10 protein-coding genes are annotated in these 21,395 nt (G+C 71.9%); 7 read left to right on the top strand and 3 right to left on the bottom strand.

Annotated features, from left to right (window positions below; genetic code table 11):
* The first annotated feature begins 62 nt into the window (after positions 1-62).
* From ABT147_RS02805 to ABT147_RS02795, 3 genes are all read left to right on the top strand, one after another.
* The gene (locus ABT147_RS02805; protein WP_351402057.1) at positions 63-10,538 is read left to right on the top strand and encodes a scabin-related ADP-ribosyltransferase; all 10,476 of its coding nucleotides are present in this window, start codon (positions 63-65) and stop codon (positions 10,536-10,538) included.
* Positions 10,535-13,219, top strand: a complete 2,685-nt coding sequence (locus ABT147_RS02800; RefSeq protein ID WP_351402055.1) for a right-handed parallel beta-helix repeat-containing protein — start codon at positions 10,535-10,537, stop codon at positions 13,217-13,219. Before ABT147_RS02805 ends, ABT147_RS02800 begins: the two co-directional genes overlap by 4 nt.
* Positions 13,220-13,302: 83 nt before the next feature.
* Positions 13,303-14,199 (top strand): hypothetical protein, encoded by an 897-nt coding sequence (locus ABT147_RS02795; protein ID WP_351402052.1) that lies wholly within the window; start codon positions 13,303-13,305, stop codon positions 14,197-14,199.
* Positions 14,200-14,211: 12 nt separating this feature from the next.
* Here the strand turns inward: ABT147_RS02795 and ABT147_RS02790 are convergent, their stop codons facing one another.
* Positions 14,212-14,616 (bottom strand): pyrophosphohydrolase domain-containing protein, encoded by a 405-nt coding sequence (locus tag ABT147_RS02790; RefSeq protein ID WP_351402050.1) that lies wholly within the window; start codon positions 14,614-14,616, stop codon positions 14,212-14,214.
* A 194-nt stretch (positions 14,617-14,810) separates the two neighbouring features.
* On the opposite strand from ABT147_RS02790, the gene ABT147_RS02785 reads away from it, so the two are divergent.
* Together ABT147_RS02785 and ABT147_RS02780 are read left to right on the top strand one after the other, a co-directional pair.
* Entirely contained in the window at positions 14,811-15,950 is a 1,140-nt protein-coding gene (locus ABT147_RS02785) for a peptidoglycan recognition protein family protein (protein ID WP_351402048.1), read from the top strand.
* Positions 15,951-16,182: 232 nt separating this feature from the next.
* Entirely contained in the window at positions 16,183-17,181 is a 999-nt protein-coding gene (locus tag ABT147_RS02780; RefSeq protein ID WP_351402046.1) for a TAXI family TRAP transporter solute-binding subunit, read from the top strand.
* A gap of 56 nt (positions 17,182-17,237) precedes the next feature.
* Here ABT147_RS02780 and ABT147_RS02775 read toward each other — a convergent pair whose 3' ends face one another.
* Complete coding sequence (locus ABT147_RS02775) at positions 17,238-18,650, bottom strand: HAMP domain-containing sensor histidine kinase (RefSeq protein ID WP_351402043.1); 1,413 nt, start codon at positions 18,648-18,650, stop codon at positions 17,238-17,240.
* Positions 18,651-18,660: 10 nt separating this feature from the next.
* On the bottom strand, positions 18,661-19,347 hold the full coding sequence (locus ABT147_RS02770) for a response regulator transcription factor (RefSeq protein WP_351402041.1): 687 nt from the start codon (positions 19,345-19,347) through the stop codon (positions 18,661-18,663).
* 320 nt (positions 19,348-19,667) lie between these two features.
* On the opposite strand from ABT147_RS02770, the gene ABT147_RS02765 reads away from it, so the two are divergent.
* Together ABT147_RS02765 and ABT147_RS02760 are read left to right on the top strand one after the other, a co-directional pair.
* Positions 19,668-20,444 carry an amino acid ABC transporter ATP-binding protein gene (locus ABT147_RS02765; RefSeq protein ID WP_351402039.1) on the top strand — a complete coding sequence of 259 codons (777 nt, stop codon included), beginning with the start codon at positions 19,668-19,670 and terminating at the stop codon, positions 20,442-20,444.
* 82 nt (positions 20,445-20,526) lie between these two features.
* Entirely contained in the window at positions 20,527-21,375 is an 849-nt protein-coding gene (locus tag ABT147_RS02760; protein ID WP_351402037.1) for a glutamate ABC transporter substrate-binding protein, read from the top strand.
* Positions 21,376-21,395 lie beyond the last annotated feature (20 nt).

Here is a 21,395-nt window from a genome sequence, read left to right as displayed (position 1 = left end):
CCGGAGCCGCCTCGGTACGTCTGCTTTCGGTACCCCAAGTCCCGGACCACCTGGAGGACTCCTTGGCCACCTCCGACGAGTGGAGCAGAGTCGGATTCACCGGCAATCCGGTGACGGGGGATCCGGGTGTCGTCGACAGCATCACCAAGGAGCTGCGCGGCCTCAGCGATCTCGCCGGGCGGGTCAGCGGCGGCCTCGACACCCTGCTGGCCAAGGCGGAGGACGGCGGCTTCGAGGGGCGGACCGCGGACGCGCTGCGTACGTACGTCAAGGACGAGCTCAAGACGTTCATGGCGAACATCAACCGCTCGTTCGACATGGCCGCCGACGCCACCGCCCGCTACGCCCGCGCCCTCGGGGACTCCCAGGACCGGGCCGAGAACGCCGCGGACACCGTCGCCGCACTGGAACGGGTCGGTGGTCAGCCGCTGGCCGAGAACGATCCGGAGATGACCCGCGCCCGGGGCGAGGTGGACGCCGAGATCGACGCCATCCAGGCCGAGGCGAAGATCCTGGAGGACACCCTGCGCGAGGCGGCCCGGTTGGTGTCGCGGCCCGTGAAGAAGCCGAAGAAGAGCTTCTGGAAGCGGTTCGTGTCGACGTTCTTCAAGGTCCTGGAGATCGTCGCGCTGGTCATCACCCTCGTCGCGGCCGTGATCGGCGGCCCGCTGGGGCTGGTGGCGTTCGGGCTGGGCGCGGTGCTCTTCGCCAAGGCCCTCGTCGACTACGCCACGGGCAACGGCAACGCCCTCAGCCTGGGCCTGGCCTTCCTCGGCATCCTGTTCCCGTCGACGAAGGGGCTCACCACCCTCGGCGGGCTGACCCGCATGGCCACGGCGGGTACGAAGGCCCTCGGCGGCGCCCTCTCCGCGAGCGGGCGGCTGCTGTTCCGGGGCGGCAGGATGCTGTTCACCTCCCCCGGCCGGTTCCTGTCGCTGGCCGGACAGGGCCTCGTACGGTTCGGCGGCGGGCTCGGCGGCCGGGCCGCGAGCGGGTTCATGGCGCTGCCCCGGGTGCTGTCCAAGACGCCCGCGATGCTCGGGTCGGCCCTGCGGCTCATGGGGGGATTCGCCCGGGGCGCGTGGCGGCAGGGCCGGTCCGCGCTGACCCGCGACTTCATCGAGTCGACCGCGTTCGTCGGCGGCAGCATGGCCGGACGGCTCGGTGTCTTCACGGTGATGAGCCTCGGCCGGCTCACGATGACGGCGCTCCTGCCCATGAGGTACTCCGAGATCGCCCGGTTCGGCTACCGGGGCGCCTTCCGTATGGGGTTCGTCGACCGCGGCATGTCGTTCTCCTCCCGGTCCGTCGGCTCGCTCACCCGAACGGGCTCCCTGGCCGCGGACCTCACGAACCTCACGGGCCGCAATCTCGACCAGGGCGGAACCCTGCGCCCGGTGACCGGTACGGACACCGAACGGCTCGCCGTGCCCGGCACCCCGGAGTTCGACGCCGCCCTCGACGAGCTGGCCGCGATCCCGGTGACGGCCGTGACGACACCCCGCACCCCCGCCTTCAGCTCCCTGACCGGCCCGGGCGCCCCCCGGATGCCGGCCGGCCTCGACGACCTGGGCGTCCGGCTCGACACCCTGGACACCCTCGGCACGGTGGGCCTCCCGGTCGGCACGGTCCCCGGCGGACAGCGGCTCGGCGTGCTGAACCCCGTGACGAGCCGGGTGGGCGACGATCTGATGCCCCCTCGGCTGCGCCCCACGCTCACCCTGTTCGACCAGGTGGACGAGTTCGGCGGCGCCCTCACCCCCGGCTCCCCCCTCACCCTGCCGCCCCCGCGCACCACGCTCGACCAGCTGCGGGACCTCGACGCGCTGACGGGCGTGGAGCGCACCGGGACCGGGCTGCTCAAGCCCCTGGACGAGCTGTCGGATCTGGCGGAGCTGAGCTTCGACGGCAGGCTCGGCGGACTGACCGAGTTCCAGGTGGGCAGGATCCTGGACGGCGAGATCGACCTGGTGAACGTCGCTCCGGACGGGGTCGTCCTGCGGGTCGGGAAGACCGATCCGGTGGACGTCCGGGTGCGGTTGAAGGACGGGGTGCGGGTCGACGTCCTCGGCCCGGCCGACCCCCGGGTCCCGACCTGGAACTCGGCGACCGGCGCCGACGGCCTGGACGACCTGGGGATCAGGCTCGACGACCTCACCCGGCTGATCCCCGACACCACCGACGCCTCCCGCGGCGCACGGAAGCTGCTCGGCCTCGGGCCGGTCCGGACGGACCTCAGCACCCCGGTCACCAGGAGCACCACGTTCACCCCGCTGACCCTGCGGGACATCGTCACCGGCGGGGCCACCGGCAAGCTCGCCACGGAACGCTTCCAGGCCTGGGTGCGAACCCAGACCACCCAGCTCCAGCTGGACACCGCCGGACGCGGACTCGGCGAACTCGACGGACTGGCCGACGTACCGCCGCTGAGCCGCGCCAAGGCCGAGCTTGATCTGAGCGCCGCGCGACTCGACTTCGACCGGTCCAGGATCGCGTTCGACCGGCTGGGGATGAACCTGGACACGGTCCGCCGGGACATCACGGTGATGATGGCCCGCGTCGACGGCCCGGGGGCCGCACTGCCCACCGGTGAGCTCCGGCTGCTGGACGACCTCGGGCGGCCCACAGGGCAGTGGATCACCATGGAGCCCGGGCCGGCGGTCACCTGGGTGCTCAGATCGGACACCGGAATCGTCCCCGACGTCGACGTGCGAATGGCCGACGGAGTCTTCACGGTCACCACCCCCGAGGGCGTCGTCACCCGGTTCGGCGCCGACGGCCGTCCTGCGGTCCTCGGCGATCCGGGATCGGTCACGCTCCCCCGGCTGCCGGGGACGGGCCTGGACGAGGTGGTCCTGCCCTCGCCGCGGCAGCCGGACCGGCTGGCGTTCGCCGCCGACCGCTCCGTCGATCTCCAGACCATCACACCGCCCCCGGTGTGGCGCGAGACCGACGAGACGCTGTGGCGTATCGGCGGCAAGCGCCCCCTCGACCAGATCTTCAGCGAGGGGTTCACCGTCCGCGACCCCCTGGAGACGAGTCTCGACGTCATGGTCAGGACCGGCCAGCCGTCGGCGTTCCTGAGCACCACCACGGACCGGAACCTCGTCTGGGACGGCATCTTCAAGTTCGAGATCGAGGCCTCCGGCGGTATCGACGTGGGCAGGACCTTCGAACGCTCCATGGGAACGGACGCCTGGCGGGCGTCGGGCTGGGCGTCCGAGAACGAGATCGCCTTCCCCGGCGGTATCGCCTCGGAGTTCATCCGTGGCGCGTACCGGCTGGACGCCCAGCACAACCTCCTCGAATGGATCCCCAACCCCAACTTCGGGGGCAACAACCCCTTCCCCGAACTGGCGTTGGCTCCGAAGGGCGCCGGGGAGGGCACCTCGGGCCTCAACGCGCTGGACTTCCAGGGCCTGTCCCTCGACGACCAGCTGCGACTCCTGGACCAGCTCGACCTGGGCGAGCCCCGGGCTCTCGACGACCTCGGCTCCCTGAACGGGGCCGACGCCTTGGACGAGGTCGGAAGCCAGGTGGGCGATCTCGGGTATCTGTCGGACGAGTTCACCTTCGACCGCTTCGACGCGCCCGCGCCCCGCGTCGAGACCGTGGTGGTCGACCCGGCGGACTTCGCCGGGGCCACCGGCTTCCGGCTGGAGTGGCAGCGCACCCCGCTGGAGGACGGCGGGTTCACATTCACCGACGCGGCCGGGGACATCCGGCTGGTGTTCGGCGCCGACGAGGTCCGGCAGTTCACCGACCTCCGGCTCCCGGTCGGCGACGGCTTCGTCCGCTTCGACGCCGTGGCGGGGCCGGGGTCCCTGCCCCGCGTGGTCGGTTCTGACGGGATGCCGCTGCCCGGCGGGGCGACCGTCGAGCCGGTCAGGGGTGCACTGGGCGTCGTCACGGGTGTGCGGGTGGAGTCGCCCGACGGTGCCTGGATCGGCCGCTTCGACCTGGACGGGACACGGCTGTCCGAGCAGCTGACCCTGTCCGGCCCCGTCGGCGGCCCGCTGACCGGGTCCCGGCTCACCACCACGTTCACCCAGCTCCCGGGCGGCGCCCAGTCGCCGACCCACCGGCTGACCGTGCCGGGCCTGGGCGAGGGCGCCTTCGATGTCGTACGGCTGGACGGCGAGCTCGCCCAGCGGCTGCCGGGCGGCTTCTCGGTGACCGACACGGCGACCGGGGGGCGCTTCCTGTTCGACCGGGGCGGCCGGTTCGTGGACCTTCCGGCGGACGGGGCGCCGCCGATACGCCTGGACGCGTCCGGCTCCCCGGTGCCGGACACGACGGTGGGCTCCCCGTCGCCCCTCGGCAGCCTGGGCGAATCGGGCGACCTCGGCCGGCTCGGGGAGTTGGGCGACCTCGGCCGGCTCGGGGAGTTGGGCGACCTCGGCCGGCTCAATGACCTGGGCGGCCTCGGCCGACTCGGGGAGGCGGGCGACCTCGGCCGGCTGAGTGACGTCGGCGATGTCGGCCGCCTCGGTGACGTCAGCCGCCTCGGTGACGTCGGCGATCTCGGCCGCCTGGGCGAGTTGGGTCAGCTCGGAGAGGCCGGCTCGCTGAACCGGCTCCCGCTCCCCGACCTCCCGCGTACGGATCTCCCGCCGCAACCCGCCGGATTCGACGCCCGGTTCGCGTCGGCGCCGGCCGAAGGCTTCCCGACGCCGGTGAATCCGTCCCGGTTCGACGGCGTCGCCCTGTCCGGCGCGGACGAGCTGACGAATCTGCGGCTGCGGGTCACGGAGTTCCCGGCGACCGATCTCGCGCCGGCCTCGTTCCGGATCGACGTGCTGGACTTCGGCGCCCCCGGCGGCCCGGTACGGCTGGAGAACGTGAACGTCACCCTCCGCGAGGGCGGCGGGCTGGGCATCACGGGTCCGCAGGGCGGTGTGCGCTGGCAGTTCGACGCGCTGGGGCAGTTGGAGTACCGGGAACTGCCGCTGTCCGGCACCGACCTGGCGCTGCGTTTGACCGACGACGCCCTCGACCCGATGCCGAGGGTGGTCGGCCCCGACGGGATGCCCGTCCAGGGTGCGACGCTCACGCCGGTCAGGGACGCGACCGGATCGCTGAGCGAGCTGACCGTGCGGGTGCCCGTGCCGGACTCGGGCGGGCTCACGGCGGTGTGGCGGTTCGAACCCGGCGGCACCCTGCGCGGGCAGGAGCTGCCGCTCGCCCTGTCGGGCATCGACGGCTCGGCAGGTCTGGGCGTCAAGGTGACGATCACCCCCGGAACGGGCGGGATCACGACCAGGGTGCTCGAACTGACCGGCCCGTCGAACCTCACCGGTTCCTTCCGGCTGGGCCCGATGGACGGCTCACTCGCCGGACGGCTGCCGAACGGCTTCACGGTCACCGACACCGTCACCGGCGCCCGCTTCCACTTCGACGCGAGCGGCCGCCTCGCGATCCGGGACGTACCCGCCCGGGACGGCTCCGACTTCCTCCGCTTCACCGAGGACGCCGCCCCCGGCACCGCGCCGGTCCGGCTCGACGAGCTCGGCGACCTGGGCGACTTCGCCGGTGACCTGGGCGATGTGGCCGGGATCTTCGCCCGTACGCTCGACGAGGCGGGCGGCGTACGAGGCCCCCTGGACGACCTCGGCCGCCTCACGGACCTGGACGCCCCGCGCACCGACTTCCTCCCCGAACCGGGACGCCTCGGCTCGGCGGAACAGTCGCTCGTCGACGACCTCTGGAACGACCTGACCCAGGACGTACGGCCCCTGTCCGCCGACGAACTGAACCGCGTCATGGGCCCCGACTCGCCGCGCACCGACGCCCTCTCGGAACTCGGCGACCTGCCGGACACCGACCTGGAGGCCCTGCGGGCACGCCTCGACGCCCTCCGCCGGACGGACGACGAGCTCCGGGGCGCGGACGAGCCGATCCGTGTGCCGCTGTCCGGGGTGGACGAACTGACGGAGTTCGACCTGCGGGTGACCCGCCTCCCGGCGACCGACGAGGCACCGCGGGGCGCGTTCCGGCTGGACCTGGCCGACCGTGCCCCCGGCGGGACCGGACCGGTGCGCGCCTCGGACTTCACGGTCGAACTGCTCGACGACAGCGGCAGGTTCGCCGTCATCGACCCGGCCGGCACGACCAGGTTCACCTTCGGGCCGGACGGCCGTTTCCTCGGGCGGGAGACCGTGCTCGGCGTCGACGGGCTGCCGGACGGCATCCGGGTCCATGTGACGGTCGGTCCCGGAGCGCAGGGCGCGGGGCGGATCGATGTCGATCTGCTGGTGCCCACCGGTGCCGCCGGTTCCGTCCGGTTCACGCCGACGGCCGGCCCGCTCGCCGAGCGCCTGCCCAGCGGCTTCACCATCACCGACACGATCACCGGGTCGCGTTTCCACTTCGACCACACCGGCCGCCTCGCCCTGCGCGACCTGCCGGACCCGGACGGCTCCGGGTTCCTGCGCTTCACGGAGGGCGCCGGGCCCGACGCGGCACCGATCCGGCTCGACGAACTCGGCGACTTCGGCGATGTCGGCGATGTCGGCGGCACCCTGGACGACACCGACCTCGCCCGCATGTTCGACCGTACGCTCGACGAGGCCTCGGGCCTGCCCACGGCGCCGGAGGTCGCCCCGGCCGACCTGTCCGGCATCGCCGGGGCCATGGACTTCCTGCACGCGGCGCCCGACTCCCACGCCTTCCAGGGGCTGGACCTGCCCGGCCTCCAGCGGCTCGCCGACGAGGCGGCCGTGTCGCTCGACAGGCTCGGGCTGCGCCCGGGGCTGCTGGGCGACCAGCTGCGGGCCATGACCGAACAGGCGCGGCTGGGGCTGCGGCGCCAGGCCGTCACCACCCTCGGCGACTATCTGAACCTGCCGCTCGCGACCCGCCTCGACGACCTCCAGGCCGTCCCCCCGGCGGGCCGTGTCCTCGGCGACTTCACCGTCACACCGACTCCGCACGGCGGGCCCGGCGGCAGCCGCTACACCGTGCACCACACCCCCTCCGACGTGACGCTGGGCTTCGACGCGAACCGAGGGCTGGTGTACCAGGAGGTGTTCCTGCGGGGCGGCCCGGCCGACCTGGACGGGCTGAAGCTCGGGGTCACCGGCCGCTCGGCGGACGGCGGACCGTGGACGGCCACCTCGGTCGACTTCGCCGGCGCCCGCCCCGCCGACGACCTCTTCACGGTCGCCCCGGGCACCGGCCCGCACGGCGGCCTCACCGTCACCGACGCGGCCGGCACCACGCACTGGCACTACGGCCCCGAGGGCGTGCACACCCTCCATGACGTCCCGCTGCCCGGCGACCGGGGCATGTTGCGCTTCGACGCGGACGCCCCCGGCGGCGTACCGCGGGTACTGGACCCGGCGGGCCGTGAACTGCCGGGCTTCCGCGCCGAGTCGCTCGACGACGGCCGGATCGCCCTGATCCCCACCGGGAAGGGCGCCCAGCCCCTGGAGCGGACGGTGTTCGACCAGGCGGGCAGGCTGGTGGAGGAGACCGTCGCCGTACGGGTCAAGGGCGGGAGGACCAACGGCCAGTACTGGAAGATCGACCAGGCGACCGGCAAGGCCGTACGGCTCGACTCCTCGGGCACCCCGCTCACCGGCCGCTTCGACACGGCCGGACTGGAGAGGTCCGCCACCGGGCAGGTCAAGCTGGTCGGCGAGGGCCAGGTGACGCTGTTCGAGCGCGAGGTCCTCGGCGACGGCCATGTCCTCCACCTCGATCTGGACCGGACCGGCCGGGCCCGCTGGACCGAGTTCGACGAGGCCGGGAACAAACTGCGGGCCGGGGAGCGGATCTTCGACGGCGACCGCAGGACCTTCCACGACACCCTGCCGTACCGCTGGGCTCCGATGGACGTCCTCGATGTGCGGACGTACACCAAGACCCTCGACGGCGGTCTGATCCGGGCGGAGAAGAACGCGGAGGGCACCTGGGTCTGGACGCGCTTCGACAAGGACGGCACCGAGGTGCTGCACGGCACCCGCGACTGGTCCTGGACCCGGATCGGCTACAAGGACACCTACCTCGACCCGGCCACGGGGCAGCAGGCCGTGGCCCAGCGGCGGGGCGACGTCTGGCCCTTGGACGGCTACCACGGCTCCCGTCAGTATCTGGAGCACCCGGTGCTGTCCGGCCCGGCCCCCGGCGGGATGCGGGCGAACCCCCTGGTCCACACCGCCGTCGGCCCGAACAACAAGCCGATCGACTTCATCGACGAACTCACCGAGGAGATGACGCAGCTCGCCGACGGCGGCACCCTGCATGTCACCCGGATCTCCGACCAGCGCCTCCCGGCGGCGGCCTGGTACCCGCGCGCGGGCCACGGCCGGTTCGACGGCTTCTTCCGGAACTTCTTCACCGGCGACTCCATGTTCCAGGTGTCCAAGTGGACGGAGACCGCCGCGGACGGCGGCGAGCTGCGGGGCGTCCGGCTGGCCGCGCACGGCGGCCGGGGCTGGCAGGACATCGACCAGTTCGGCCGGGTCGTCCGGGAGACCCGCACCCTGGAGAACGGCAACGTGGTCGAGGTGGGCCGCAGCGCCGTCGATCCCAAGCAGTGGGGCCCGGCCCCGAAGTGGAACGGCACGGCGGACGCGTACGAGCTGCCCTGGCTGGACACCAAGAGCGGCACCACCGGCACGCGGTACGTCTCCGCCGACGGTGGCTTCGTGGACGTGTTCGAGGACGCGGCCGGGAACGAACTGCTGTCCCTGCGCTCGCAGGGCACCGGTGTGCGGGAGTACCTCGGCGAGAACCCGGCACGCGGCATCGGCGCCGACGACGTCTCCGGGGTCTGGGTGGACAAGAACACCCAGCTGCAGATCACCGGCCGCCGCGACCACTGGGGCGATCTGTACGTCGAGTCCCACGGCGACCCCCGCAAGGACCGCTGGACCTGGACGGCCACCGGCCCGGACGGCCAGGTCAGCGAGGGCGTCCGGATCCAGAACCGCGGCTCGCTGGTGCGCACCCGGACCTGGGACGACTCCTTCATCGACTTCGAGAGGCTGCCGAACGGCCGGCGGGGCGACGCGATCCGGGAGCGCAACGCCACCGGCGACGGCTCGGTCTGGGTCGACGCCACCCGGGGGTCCGACGGCACCTGGTCCTGGCAGAAGACCGGCGCCGACGGCACGGTCGACTCCAAGGGCATACGCACCTACCAAGACCTCGCGGGGGGCCGCTGGAGCGACCACATCGGCACCGAGGTCGTACGGTTCCGCGACGGCGGCCGGGTCCGCGAGTACGCGTACACGGTGAACCGGCCGGCCGTCGCACCTCCCGTTGACCCCGGCCGGATCACCCTGTCCGATCTCCTCTCCCGGTCGGCGCGCCACTTCGAGCCGGATGTCTCCGCCACCGTGAACCGGGAGGTCTGGCAGGAGTTCGACATGGGCAAGGTGCTCCACCGCCGGGATCCGGTGGAGGGTGTCGAGGGCCGCTTCCGGGAGTCGGAGTCGCTGTGGAACCAGTGGCGCGAGTACCAGGACGGCCGGATGGTGGCCCAGCGCACCATCACCGGACGGGTCTGGGCCACCGACGCCTTCGGCCGCTGGTCGAACTTCGACATCGCCAAGCTGCCGGAGATCAGCAGCCTGCCGAAGGTCGGCGGAGAGGTGGGTCTCGACGGGCACCGCAGCTGGAAGCTCATCGGACGCGAGGTGGACTTCCGCGGCTACACGACCGAGCTGCGCGGCCTCAACCGTGAGTTCCGCGATGTGTTCCACGAGATCTGGACCGGCGTCGAGGACGGCTCCTCGGCCGCGATGCCGATGTGGCGGCACCAGCTGCGCAAGGCCGTCACGGACTTCACCATGGGCTACCTCATCGAGTTCGGCACCAGCTTCGCCGTCTCCGCCATCACCGCCGACCTCGGCAACACCAGGTTCGACCCGATCACGGCCCTGCAGCGGGCGGCCCTCAACGGCGCCATCGGCGGCGGCATCCGCGTCGGCGTCAACATCGCCTACGACACCACCCGCCTCGGCTACCTCAAGTACGGCCTGACCAACCTCGACCAGGGCCAGGACTGGCACCGCCACCCCCTCGCCTCCAGCGACGACTGGAACGGCGAGTGGACCGTGTTCGAGAACCCCACCCGCTGGCGCTCCGGCTCCTACGACTTCTTCAGCAACCTGGGCGTCGGTGTCCTCACCGGATTCGTCAACAACACCGTCAACGCGGCCGTGTTCGGGGTGAACGGGCAGAAGCGCACCGGCCTCGAAGCCCTTGAGGCCGGAGCCTGGGGCGCGGCGGGTTCGGCCTTCGCGGGCGTCACCAGCGGACTCCTGCGCTACACCTGGCACGCCACCGCCGGCTCTCGGATCTTCCACCGCGGTGGCCCCGGAGAGCTGATCTGGCAGGCCGCCGAGGCACTGGGCGCGGGCACCCTCAACTACGGGCTCAACAACAAGGACACGGCCAACATCCAGCCGTCCCGCGCCTTCCCGCCCTCGGGCGGCACACCCACCGCGCCGACCGCCCCGGCACCCACCGCACCGCAGCCGCTGACCCTCGACCCGGCCGCCCTCCCCGACGGAACGGAACTCCTGTGACCCCCACCTCCACCGTGCACCGGGTCGCCCCCAAGGGCCGCGGCACGCACCGCAGCATCGCCTCCGCGATGCGCGCCGCCCGCGACGGCGACGAGATCCGTATCGCCCCGGGCGAGTACGTCGAGCAGTTGCTCCTGGACCGCGCGGTGCGCCTGCTGCCGGAGGACGGCCCGGAGCACGCCGTACGGCTGCTGGCCGCGTCCCCCGGCCGGCCCGTGCTGGAGGCCGCCGCCCCGGGCGTGCGGGTCGAGGGCCTCGTCCTGACCGGCCAGGACCCGGCGCTGCCCACGGTGCTGGTGAGCGCCGGCGATCTGGAGCTGGAGCGCTGCGAGGTCTCCGGCGGCCGGATCGAGGCGGGCGGCGACGCGTCGCTCACCCTGACCGACTGCCGGGTCGCGGGGGCGGAGCTGGCCGCCGTGCACCTCAACACCACCGGCCCGGCCCGGCTGACCCGGGTCGTGGTCGAGGACGTCGAGGGCACCGGAGTCGTCATCGGCTCCCGCGCGACCGCCGAGGCCACGGAGCTGACCGTACGACGGGTCTCCGGGTCCGGCGTCCGGGTACGGGGCGCCGCCCGGGCCGTGCTGCGCGAGTGCCGGGTCACGGGGCCGGGCCGCAGCGGTGTGCTGGTGGAGGACGAGGCGTCCGTCGCCGCGCTGGACTGCCGGGTGACGGAGACGGCCGCCGAGGGCGTACGGGTGCTGGGCAGTTCGGCCCGGCCCGAGGACCCGGCGGATCGGGAGAGCGCGCGCGGCGGTGTCCTGCTCGCCCGCTGCGAGATCCTGCGCACCGGCACGGACGGGGTCGCCGTCTCCGGCACGGGGGACGTCCTGCTGCGGGACTGCCGTGTGCGGGACGGCTCGGGGCCGGGTGTGAGCGCGGACGGGGAGAGCCGCGCGGAGCTGGTGGACTGCCAGGTCGACCGGGCGCACGGCTCGGGTCTGGTGGCCCGGGGGGCCGCCCGGCTGACCGCCGAGGGCACCTCGGTGACCGGCAGCCGGGCCAACGCGCTGCTCGCGGGCGACCGTTCCGAGGTCCGGATGGCCACCGGCGACCTGACGGAGTCGTCGTTCAGCGCGGTGCACGCCTGCGACGACTCCCGGGTGACGCTCACGGCCTGCCGTATCTCCTCGACGCCTGAGCACGGAATCCGGGCCACCGACCGGGCCGGGCTCACCGTCGAGGGCGGCCGGATCACGGACTGCGGACTGTCCGGGGTGCGGATCGACAGCGCGGCCGAGGCCCGGATGCGTGGCCTGTCCGTGGTGCGCGGCCGGGCCGGGATCACCACCGAGTCGACCGGGACTGTGGTCCTGGAGGAGTGCGACGTCACGGACGCCGAGCGGGCCGGGATCTCCTGCGGCACGGGGACGGCCCCGGTGCTGCGGGACTGCCGGATCAGCGGCACCGGCACGGCCGGCCTGGTCATCGGCGAGCGCGCCACGCCCAGCGTCGAGGGCTGCACGGTCCGGGACGCCGCCGGCTCCGGCCTGGTGGTGGGCCCGGGGGCCGAACCCCGGGTCAGGTCGGTCACGGTGGCCCGGACCGGCAAGAACAGCCTGTTCGTCGGCGAGAAGGCCCGCGGCACCTTCGAGGACTGTGTCTTCGCCGGGGCCGGCAGCGACGGCACGGCCTTCCCGGCGCTGCATGTGTCGGCCGGCGGCGCTCCCGTCCTGCGCGGCTGTCTGGTCCGGGACACCGAGGAGGACGTGGCGCTGGAGAAGGGCGCCCGGCCGGTGTTCGACGACTGCCTCTCCCGGGATGTGAAGAACCCTTCGCTGCCGACCGGCGCGGACCAGTCGCTCGCGGCCGCCGGAAGCCCGGGCGGGGACCCGCGGTCGACCGCGCGGGAGACCGAGGCGCCCCCCGAGGACACCATCGAGGACCTGCTCGCCGAACTCGACGGCCTGGCCGGCCTGGACCGAGTCAAGCAGGACGTCTCGTCGCTGGTGAAGCTGATGCGGATGGTCCGCCGCCGCGAGGAGATGGGCCTCGCCCCTCCCCCGCTCAGCCGCCACCTGGTCTTCACCGGCAACCCCGGCACCGGCAAGACGACCGTCGCCCGGCTCTACGGCCGCATCCTGGCCGCCGTCGGCCTGCTGGAGCGCGGGCACCTGGTCGAGGCCGACCGCTCGGCGCTGGTCGGCGAGTACGTGGGCCACACGGGTCCGAAGACCTCCCGTCTCTTCCAGCAGGCCCGGGGCGGGGTGCTGTTCATCGACGAGGCGTACTCCCTCACCCAGTACGCCGGTTCGAACGACTTCGGCCAGGAGGCGATCGCCACCCTGCTGAAGCTGATGGAGGACCACCGCGACGACGTGGTGGTGATCGTGGCCGGCTATCTCAAGGAGATGGAGGTCTTCGTCCGCTCCAACCCCGGCCTCGCCTCCCGCTTCAACCGCACCCTCCTCTTCGAGGACTACGGCAGCGCCGAACTGGTGAGCATCGTCGAGCACCAGGCGGCCCAGCACCAGTACGAACTCGCCCCGGACGCCCGCGAGTCGCTGACCGCCCGCTTCGACGCGATGCCCCGGGACCGGGGCTTCGGCAACGGCCGTACGGCCCGCCAGCTGTTCCAGGCCATGACGGAACGCCAGGCGTACCGCATCGCCGAACTGCCGGACGCCACCGAGTCCGACGTGATGACCCTCAGACCCGAGGACATCCCGCAGAGCCCCTGAACCCTCGCTCGCCCACCCCCGCACACCCGCCTCACCCCCGCACACGCGCCCAGCCCACGGACAACCTTCTAAGGACCGCCCCCATGCCGCACACGCCCCACCCCAGCGACCACAGAGACGGCGAGTTCGCCGACCTCTTCGCCCGGAAGACCCGCACCCCGCTCCGCGGCTTCCTGCCCGGCCGCCGAGTGTGGAAAGCGGTGGGAGGTTCCGCCGCCGCCGTCCTGGTGATCGCCGGCTCGGCCACGGCCGTGGCCGCCATCGACTGGGACAGCGGCTCCGCCGAGAAGGTGACCACGGCGGCCGGGAAGCCCGCCCGGGAGAAGTCCTCCCCGGGCGACACCGAGAAGGCGGCCGTCGTCCCCTCGCCGAACGAGCGGGACAAGGGCGAGGGCGACCCCGAGGTGGTCTACGTCCCGGTCTCCGGCGGGACGGGCGCCGGGACGGCGGCGGGCGGCGCGGCGGACGAGGCGCCGGACGCCGGCACGAAGTCCGACCCCGACGGCACCACGGGCGGCACCACCACCGGCGGCACCTCGGGCTCGACCGGCACCGGGGAGAACAAGAGCACGACCACGAAGACCACCGAGTCGCAGTCGACGCCCGCCCCCCTGTGGGCCGACGGCAACGTGGACTCCGACACCAACGACTTCTGGGACCAGAGCACCATCACCGTCAAGTCCACCGAGCCGCTGACCTCGCTCAAGGTCGTCGTCCGCGTCATCCAGACCGGCGGAGTGTCGAGCACCGGCGCCTGGACCTCGCTGGGCGACAAGGCGGCCGTGGGCCAGAACTCCACCAGCGACCAGATCGGTTACGTCATCACGCTGAAGTCCGGTGTCACACTCGCCCCCGGCACCTATGTATTCAAGGTCCAGTACAACCACGCGCAGGGCCGGCGCGACGCGGCGCGCGACCTCTACACGGTCACGGCCGTCACCTCGGACGGGGACGACGAGTCCCTCTCCGGCCGCTTCTGAGCACCCGCCCGGTCAGGACGCTCCCCCGGTCCACCCCTGGCTGCGCAGCACCGCCGACACATCGGGCGCCACATAGTGGTCCCCCTTGAGCACCTTGCCGTCGTCCCGGCGGGCGACCCGCCCGTCGGGGCCGAGCTTGGTCATGTTGGACCGGTGGATCTCGGCGATCACCGCGTCGAGGTCGATGCCGTGCACGAGGGCGGTGCCGTACGCCACGTACACGACGTCGGCCAGTTCGTGGGCCAGCCGGTCGAGCGGACCGTCGACGGCCACCTCGGCGACCTCCGCGGCCTCCTCGGCCAGCAGTTCGCCGCGGTGGGCGGCCAGTTCGGGCGCCACCTCGGTGGGGGCGGTACGGGCGTCGAGGCCGAAGGCCCGGTGGAACTCGCGGACCAGGCGAGCGGGAGAGGAACTCATCCGGCGACCCTACCGACCGGGCGCCCCGCGCCGACAGCTCTGTCCGTCCCACACGGTCCTGACCCATCAAGTCCCTTTGCGTAGCGGATCTTTGACGTTCGGTCAGAGTCGGGGGGCGGTGCCGGAACCGATGACTCCACTCCGTACTCTCCGTTGTGTCTTCAAGTACCACCCCGAGCGATTGAGGACCCATCGTGAGCGTTCCCCCCACCTCTCCCTCCCACCGGGCCAAGTCCCGGGTGACCCGTCGCACCGTGATCGGCGCCGTCGGCGCGGTCGCGGCCGGCGCCGTCATCACGCCGACCGTCATGGCCACGACCGGCGACTCCGGCGGCGCGGACACCGGCACGGCGGACACCGAGGCCGGTACGACGACCGAGACCTTCCCGAAGACCCGCAGCGAGGCCGCCACCGGCGCGGCACCCGTCGAGGCGGCCTTCCCCATCGGCTATGTGGGCGTCCGCTGGGGCGGCACCGACGAGACCACGGGCGGCGGCATCCGGCTGCGGGACGCCGACGGCACCCAGGGCGAGTGGAAGTCCCTCGGCGACGGCGGCTGCTCGGTGGCCAACGGCGGCGGCGTACTGATCGCGGCCGGCCAGGCGGCCGGCTACGAGCTGAAGGCGCCCGACGGAGCCACCGGACTGCGCTCGCTGGCGCTCGACACCCTGCACGGCCCGGACCGGAAGGTGACCGTACCCTCCGACCCCACCCGCCTCCGGGGCGTCGAGTACCTCACGCGGGCCGCCTGGGGCGCCGACGAGTCGCTGCGGTTCAAGGCGGACGGCACGGAGAACTCGCCGACCGCGTTCTTCCCGTTCCAGACGATCACCGTGCACCACACGGCCATGGCCAACGACGACCCGGACCCGGCCGCCACGGTCCGCGCGATCTACCAGCTGCACGCCGTCACCAACGACTGGGGCGACATCGGCTACCACTTCCTCATCGACGAGGCGGGCCGTATCTACGAGGGCCGCTACTCCGGCGAGGACGGCCTGCCCGCGCACGACGCCGACGGCAAGCTGGTGACCGCCTTCCACGTCGGCGGCTTCAACTCCGGCAACCTCGGCATCGCCCTCCTGGGCACCTTCACCGAGCAGGGCCCGAAGGAGGCCGCCCGCGCGTCGCTCACCAAGCTGGTGAAGGTGCTCGTACGCCAGCACGGCGTCGACCCCCAGGCCCGCGTGACCTACACGAACCCGATCAACGGCACCCAGAAGGAGGTCGCCGAGATCAGCGGCCACCGCGACTGGCTGTCGACCGAGTGCCCGGGCGAGGTCATGTACGGGGAACTGGACCGTCTGCGCACGGCGGTGGCGACGGGCCGCTGACCGCAGTTCCAGCAGGCCGACGAAAAGACAGTGGGCGCAGCCCCTGTCTTTTCAGGGGCGCGGGGCTGTGCTCGATATGCGGCTCCGCCGCGTGGGCGCGAGAAGCCCCACCGGGCCCGCAGCCGAAAACGCACCCGCACCCCAGGGCAAACGGGCATCCCGAGGTCACGAGCTCGCACCGGATGGGTCCCGTCCTGGCCGCCCGTCCGGTGACCTGGCAGGATCTCGTCGCATGGTCCAGGTACTCCACCGCATCGGCACCCGGCAGGCACTGCTGGGCTCGCTGGCTACGCTGGTGGTCCTCGGGCTGCTCGCATGGTGGCTGTGGCCGCGCGAGGAGCCGCCGAGCGGCACGATCAAGCTCATGACCGGAGCCGACCGGGGCGTCTACCAGCAGTACGGCAGCCAACTGAAGGCCGCGATCGCCGGGGACATGCCGGGCCTGCGGGTCGAGCTGGAACCCAGCAACGGCTCCCAGACCAACGTCCACGGCGTGGCCACCGGGGAGGCCGACTTCGCCATCGCCGCGGCCGACGCCGTACAGACGTACATCGCGGAGGGCCGGCCCGGCGCCGAGAAGCTCCGCGGCGTCGCACGGCTGTACGACGACTACGTCCAGCTGGTCGTCCCCGCCGACTCGACCATCCAGAACGTCTCGGAGCTGAAGGGCAAGCGGGTCGCCGTCGGGCCCGAGGGTTCCGGCGTACGGCTGATCGCCGAGCGTCTGCTGGAGGCGGACGGGCTGGACATCGACAAGGACATCGACGCACGTCCGGACACCATCGGGACCAGCCCCGACGCCCTCCGCACCGGCAAGATCGACGCCTTCTTCTGGTCGGGCGGACTGCCCACGCGGGGGCTGACCAACCTCGCGGAGAAGCAGAAGTACAAGTTCCGGTTCGTTCCGATCCGCGGCGCCCTGGTGACGAAGCTGCACGACCAGGGCGGCGTCTTCAGTTACTACCGGACGTCCGTGATGCCCGCCGACGCCTACCCGACCATCCTCACGGCCTCCGTGCCCACCCTCACCGTGGCCAACCTGCTCATCACCCGCGAGGACCTGGACCCCAGGCTCACCGAGTGGCTGACCCGGGTCGTCCTGAAGAGCCGGGACAAGATCGGCGAGGACGTCCACGCCGCCCAGGTGGTAGACCTGCGCACCGCCATCTACACGGACCCGCTGCCGCTGCACAAGGGCGCCGCGGCTTACTACCTCTCGGTGAAGCCGTAGCCCGGCGGTTCGACGACCGCGCTCTCCCGGTCCCGTGGACCCCGGAACGACCCTTCTCAGGCAGCCGGACGCGACCGGGGCACCGTCACCGTCACCCGCAGCCCGTGCGGCTCGTGGTGGGCGTACGAGATGGAGCCGCCGCCCGCCGCGATCAGCGCCCGGGAGATGGAGAGCCCGAGGCCCGAGCCCTTGATGTTCTGGTGCGCGGTGCTGCGCCAGAAGCGGTCGCCGACCCGTTCCAGCTCCTCGTCGCTGAGACCGGGCCCTCCGTCGGTGACGACGACGGTGGAGCTCTCGCCGTTCGAGGCGACCCGGACCTCGACGGTCTCCCCGGCGGGCGTGAACTTCAGCGCGTTGTCGATCACCGCGTCCAGGGCGCTGGACAGGGCGATGGGGTCGGCCCAGGCGGTGGTGGCCGGGCAGGTGCCGGCCAGCGTCACGCCCTTGCCGTCGGCCAGCGGCGACCACGACGCGACACGCTCGGCGGTCAGCTCGCCCACGTCGATGAGCCGCAGATCGGACTCCGCGTGCTCGGCGAGCGCCAGATCGAGCAGATCGTCCAGGACCGAGGCGAGGCGTTTGCCCTCGGTGCGGACGGAGGCGATCTCCTCGTTGCCCTCGGGCAGTTCGAGCGCGAGCAGATCGATGCGGAGCAGCAACGCGGCGAGCGGGTTGCGGAGTTGGTGCGAGGCGTCGGCGACGAAGGCCCGCTGCTGTTCCAGGACGTCCTCGACGTTGTCGGCCATCTCGTTGAACGACCGTGCCAGGCGCCGGAGTTCGGGTGGCCCGCCGGCCACCGCCACTCTGGACTTGAGGCGTCCGGAGGCGATGGCGTGGGTGGTGAAGTCGAGGACACGTACGGGCTTGAGGACCCAGCCCGTCAGCCGCAGCGCGGCTCCGACGGCGAGCAGCATCGCGGCGATCTCGCCGGCACCGATGATCAGCCAGCCGCGCAGGATCTTCTTGCGCATCTGGTCGGTGGGCGAGTCGGTGACGACGGCGGCGACGACGTCACCGTCGTGGATGACCGGGGACGCGACGACGAGCCGGCCCTCCTGCCAGGGCCACACCTGCTTCGGGCTGTGCGGACGGCGCCCCAGCAGCGCTTCCTTGAGGGCGGCGAGCCCCTCGCCCTCGGTGGGCCGGCCCCAGTCGTGGGGGGCGGTGGCCATCGCCGGCAGGTTCTTCTCCCGGTAGAAGACGCCGGCCTTGATGCCGTAGACCGTGTAGTACTGCTCCAGCTCCCGCTGCAGGGTCTCGCCGCGGCCGTCCGTGGTGTCGACGCGGGAGCCGCTCGGACGTTCGGTGACGAACTGGGCGAGGGAGGCGAAGCGCGCCGTGTCGTCGATTCGGTCGACGACCACCTCCTGTTGCCGCGCCGCCGCGAGGCTCACCGCCAGCGGGATGCCGAGGGCCAGCAGCACGGCGGCCATCAGGACGATGAGCAGCGGAAGAAGACGAGTGCGCACGCGGGGCACGCTACGGCGTCGGGGCGACCAGCCGGTAGCCGACCCCGCGCACTGTCTCGATCAGGGCGGGCATCCGCAGCTTGGACCGCAGGGAGGCGACATGCACTTCCAGGGTGCGTCCGGTCCCTTCCCAACTGGTCCGCCACACCTCGCTGATGATCTGTTCCCGGCGGAAGACCACCCCGGGCCGCTGGGCCAGCAGCGCGAGCAGATCGAACTCCTTGCGGGTCAGCTGGACGACCGAGCCGTCCACGCTGACCTGGCGGGTGGGCAGCTCGATCAGTACGGACCCGAGGCGCAGCCCGCTGTCGCCGGGCGCCGCGGACTCGTCGGGGGCCCGGCGCCGGGCGACGGCGTGGATCCGGGCCAGCAGCTCGCCGGTGTCGTACGGCTTGACCACGTAGTCGTCGGCGCCGAGGTTGAGGCCGTGGATCCGGGAGCGGACGTCGGCACGGGCCGTCACCATGATCACCGGAGTGCTGGTGCGCTTGCGGATCTTGCCGCAGACCTCGTAGCCGTCCTGGTCGGGCAGGCCCAGGTCGAGCAGGACGACCCCGAAGCCGTTCCCCTCCGGGACGAGCGCCTGGAGCGCCTCCTCGCCGCTGCGCGCGTGCGTGACGTCGAAGCCGTGCCGGGCCAGGACCGCGGACAGGGCGGCGGCGACATGGTTGTCGTCCTCGACGAGGAGCAGCCTCATTCCGGCCCCCTTCTGGTTCGCTGGAGAGCGTGTTTCGGTCATCTGTACGCCTCGGCTGGCACACATTACGCGGATTCGCATCCCGGGCACGCGCGCATCGGCCCCTTCGCAGTCACACTGATGAGTGAGGACGCCGTCAAGGCCGTACGAGTTCCCAGCGGGTTCCGTTACCCAGCCGAAACGCCCCCCGCAAGGCCGTCACGTGCAGTGTCCGTCCGGCTACCAGATCGTTATGCTCAATTCTCCCTCAGATGTAATGACGCTGGTCGTCGCCGGTCACTACTGTCCTCCGAAACCGAGGAGGACGGAGCCAGAAAGCGATGACCGAAGTTTCGGTGGTCAAGGACGCGGTGCCCGCGGCCGACGACCTGGTCGTCCTGAAGAGCGTCAACAAGCACTTCGGCGCGTTGCACGTACTCCAGGACATCGATCTCACGATCACCAGGGGTGAGGTCGTCGTGGTGATCGGACCCTCCGGGTCCGGCAAGTCCACCCTGTGCCGCACCATCAACCGGCTGGAGTCGATCGACTCCGGCGACATCCGTATCGACGGCAAGCCGCTGCCCGCCGAGGGCAAGGCGCTCGCGAAACTGCGGGCCGATGTCGGCATGGTGTTCCAGTCGTTCAATCTCTTCGCGCACAAGACCGTGCTGGAGAACGTGATGCTGGGGCAGCTCAAGGTCCGCAAGGCCGACAAGAAGAAGGCCGAGGAGAAGGCCCGGAGCCTGCTGGACCGGGTCGGCGTGGGCACCCAGGCGGACAAGTACCCCGCGCAGCTCTCGGGCGGCCAGCAGCAGCGTGTCGCGATCGCGCGGGCGCTGGCCATGGACCCCAAGGTCATGCTCTTCGACGAGCCGACCTCGGCGCTCGACCCCGAGATGATCAACGAGGTCCTCGAAGTCATGCAGCAGCTCGCCCGGGACGGCATGACCATGGTCGTGGTCACCCACGAGATGGGCTTCGCCCGTTCGGCGGCCAATCGGGTGGTCTTCATGGCCGACGGCCGGATCGTCGAAGAGGCTGTGCCGGACCAGTTCTTCAGCAACCCCCGCAGCGACCGGGCCAAGGACTTCCTGTCGAAGATCCTGCACCACTGACGGCCCTGCCGAGGCCCCTTCCGGCACCCGGCACCCGCACCATGACGGTCCGCATCTCTTCACCAGCCAAAGGATGTTCACCATGAAGCTTCGCAAGGTCTCCGCCGTAGCGGCCACCGCCCTCGTTCTCGCTCTCACGGCCACGGCCTGTGGTGGCGACGACAAGAAGGACAGCAGCTCCGGTTCCGGTTCCGGTGGCGGCGACAAGATCAAGATCGGTATCAAGTACGACCAGCCAGGCCTCGGCCTGAAGGAGTCGGACGGCAAGTTCACCGGCTTCGATGTCGACGTGGCCACCTACGTGGCCAAGGAGCTCGGCTACGAGCCCGACCAGATCGAGTTCGTCGAGACCAAGAGCGCCGACCGCGAGAACGCGCTGGCCCGCGGCGACGTCAAGTTCATCGCGGCCACGTACTCGATCAACGACGAGCGTCTGGACAAGGTCGACTTCGCCGGCCCGTACCTGCTGGCCCACCAGGACCTGCTGGTCAAGGCCGACTCGGACATCACCAAGGCCACGGACCTCAACGGCAAGATCCTCTGCTCGGTGACCGGCTCCACCTCGGCGGAGAACGTCAAGAAGGACATCGCTCCCAAGGCCCAGCTGAAGGAGTACGGCGGCTACTCGGAGTGCATCGCCGGTCTGCAGAGCGGCGCCGTGGACGCGGTCACCACTGACGATTCGATCCTCGCGGGCTTCGCCTCGCAGGAGAACTACAAGGGCCAGTTCAAGCTCGCGGGCCTGAAGCTCAGCAACGAGAACTACGGCATCGGCGTCAAGAAGGGCGACTCCGCGACCGTGGACAAGATCAACGCCGCCCTGGAGAAGATGGTCAGCGACGGCGCCTGGGAGACCGCGGTCAAGGAGAACTTCGGCCCGGCCGAGTACAAGAACGAGCCCGCCCCGAAGATCGGCGACATCGTCAAGTAAGCGGGTCCCCGCACCCAGCG

Source organism: Streptomyces sp. NPDC001868, assembly GCF_040297125.1.
Lineage (GTDB): Bacteria > Actinomycetota > Actinomycetes > Streptomycetales > Streptomycetaceae > Streptomyces.
The sequence above is the reverse complement of the archived record's forward strand: the minus strand, read 5'-3'. Positions and strand labels throughout refer to the sequence as shown.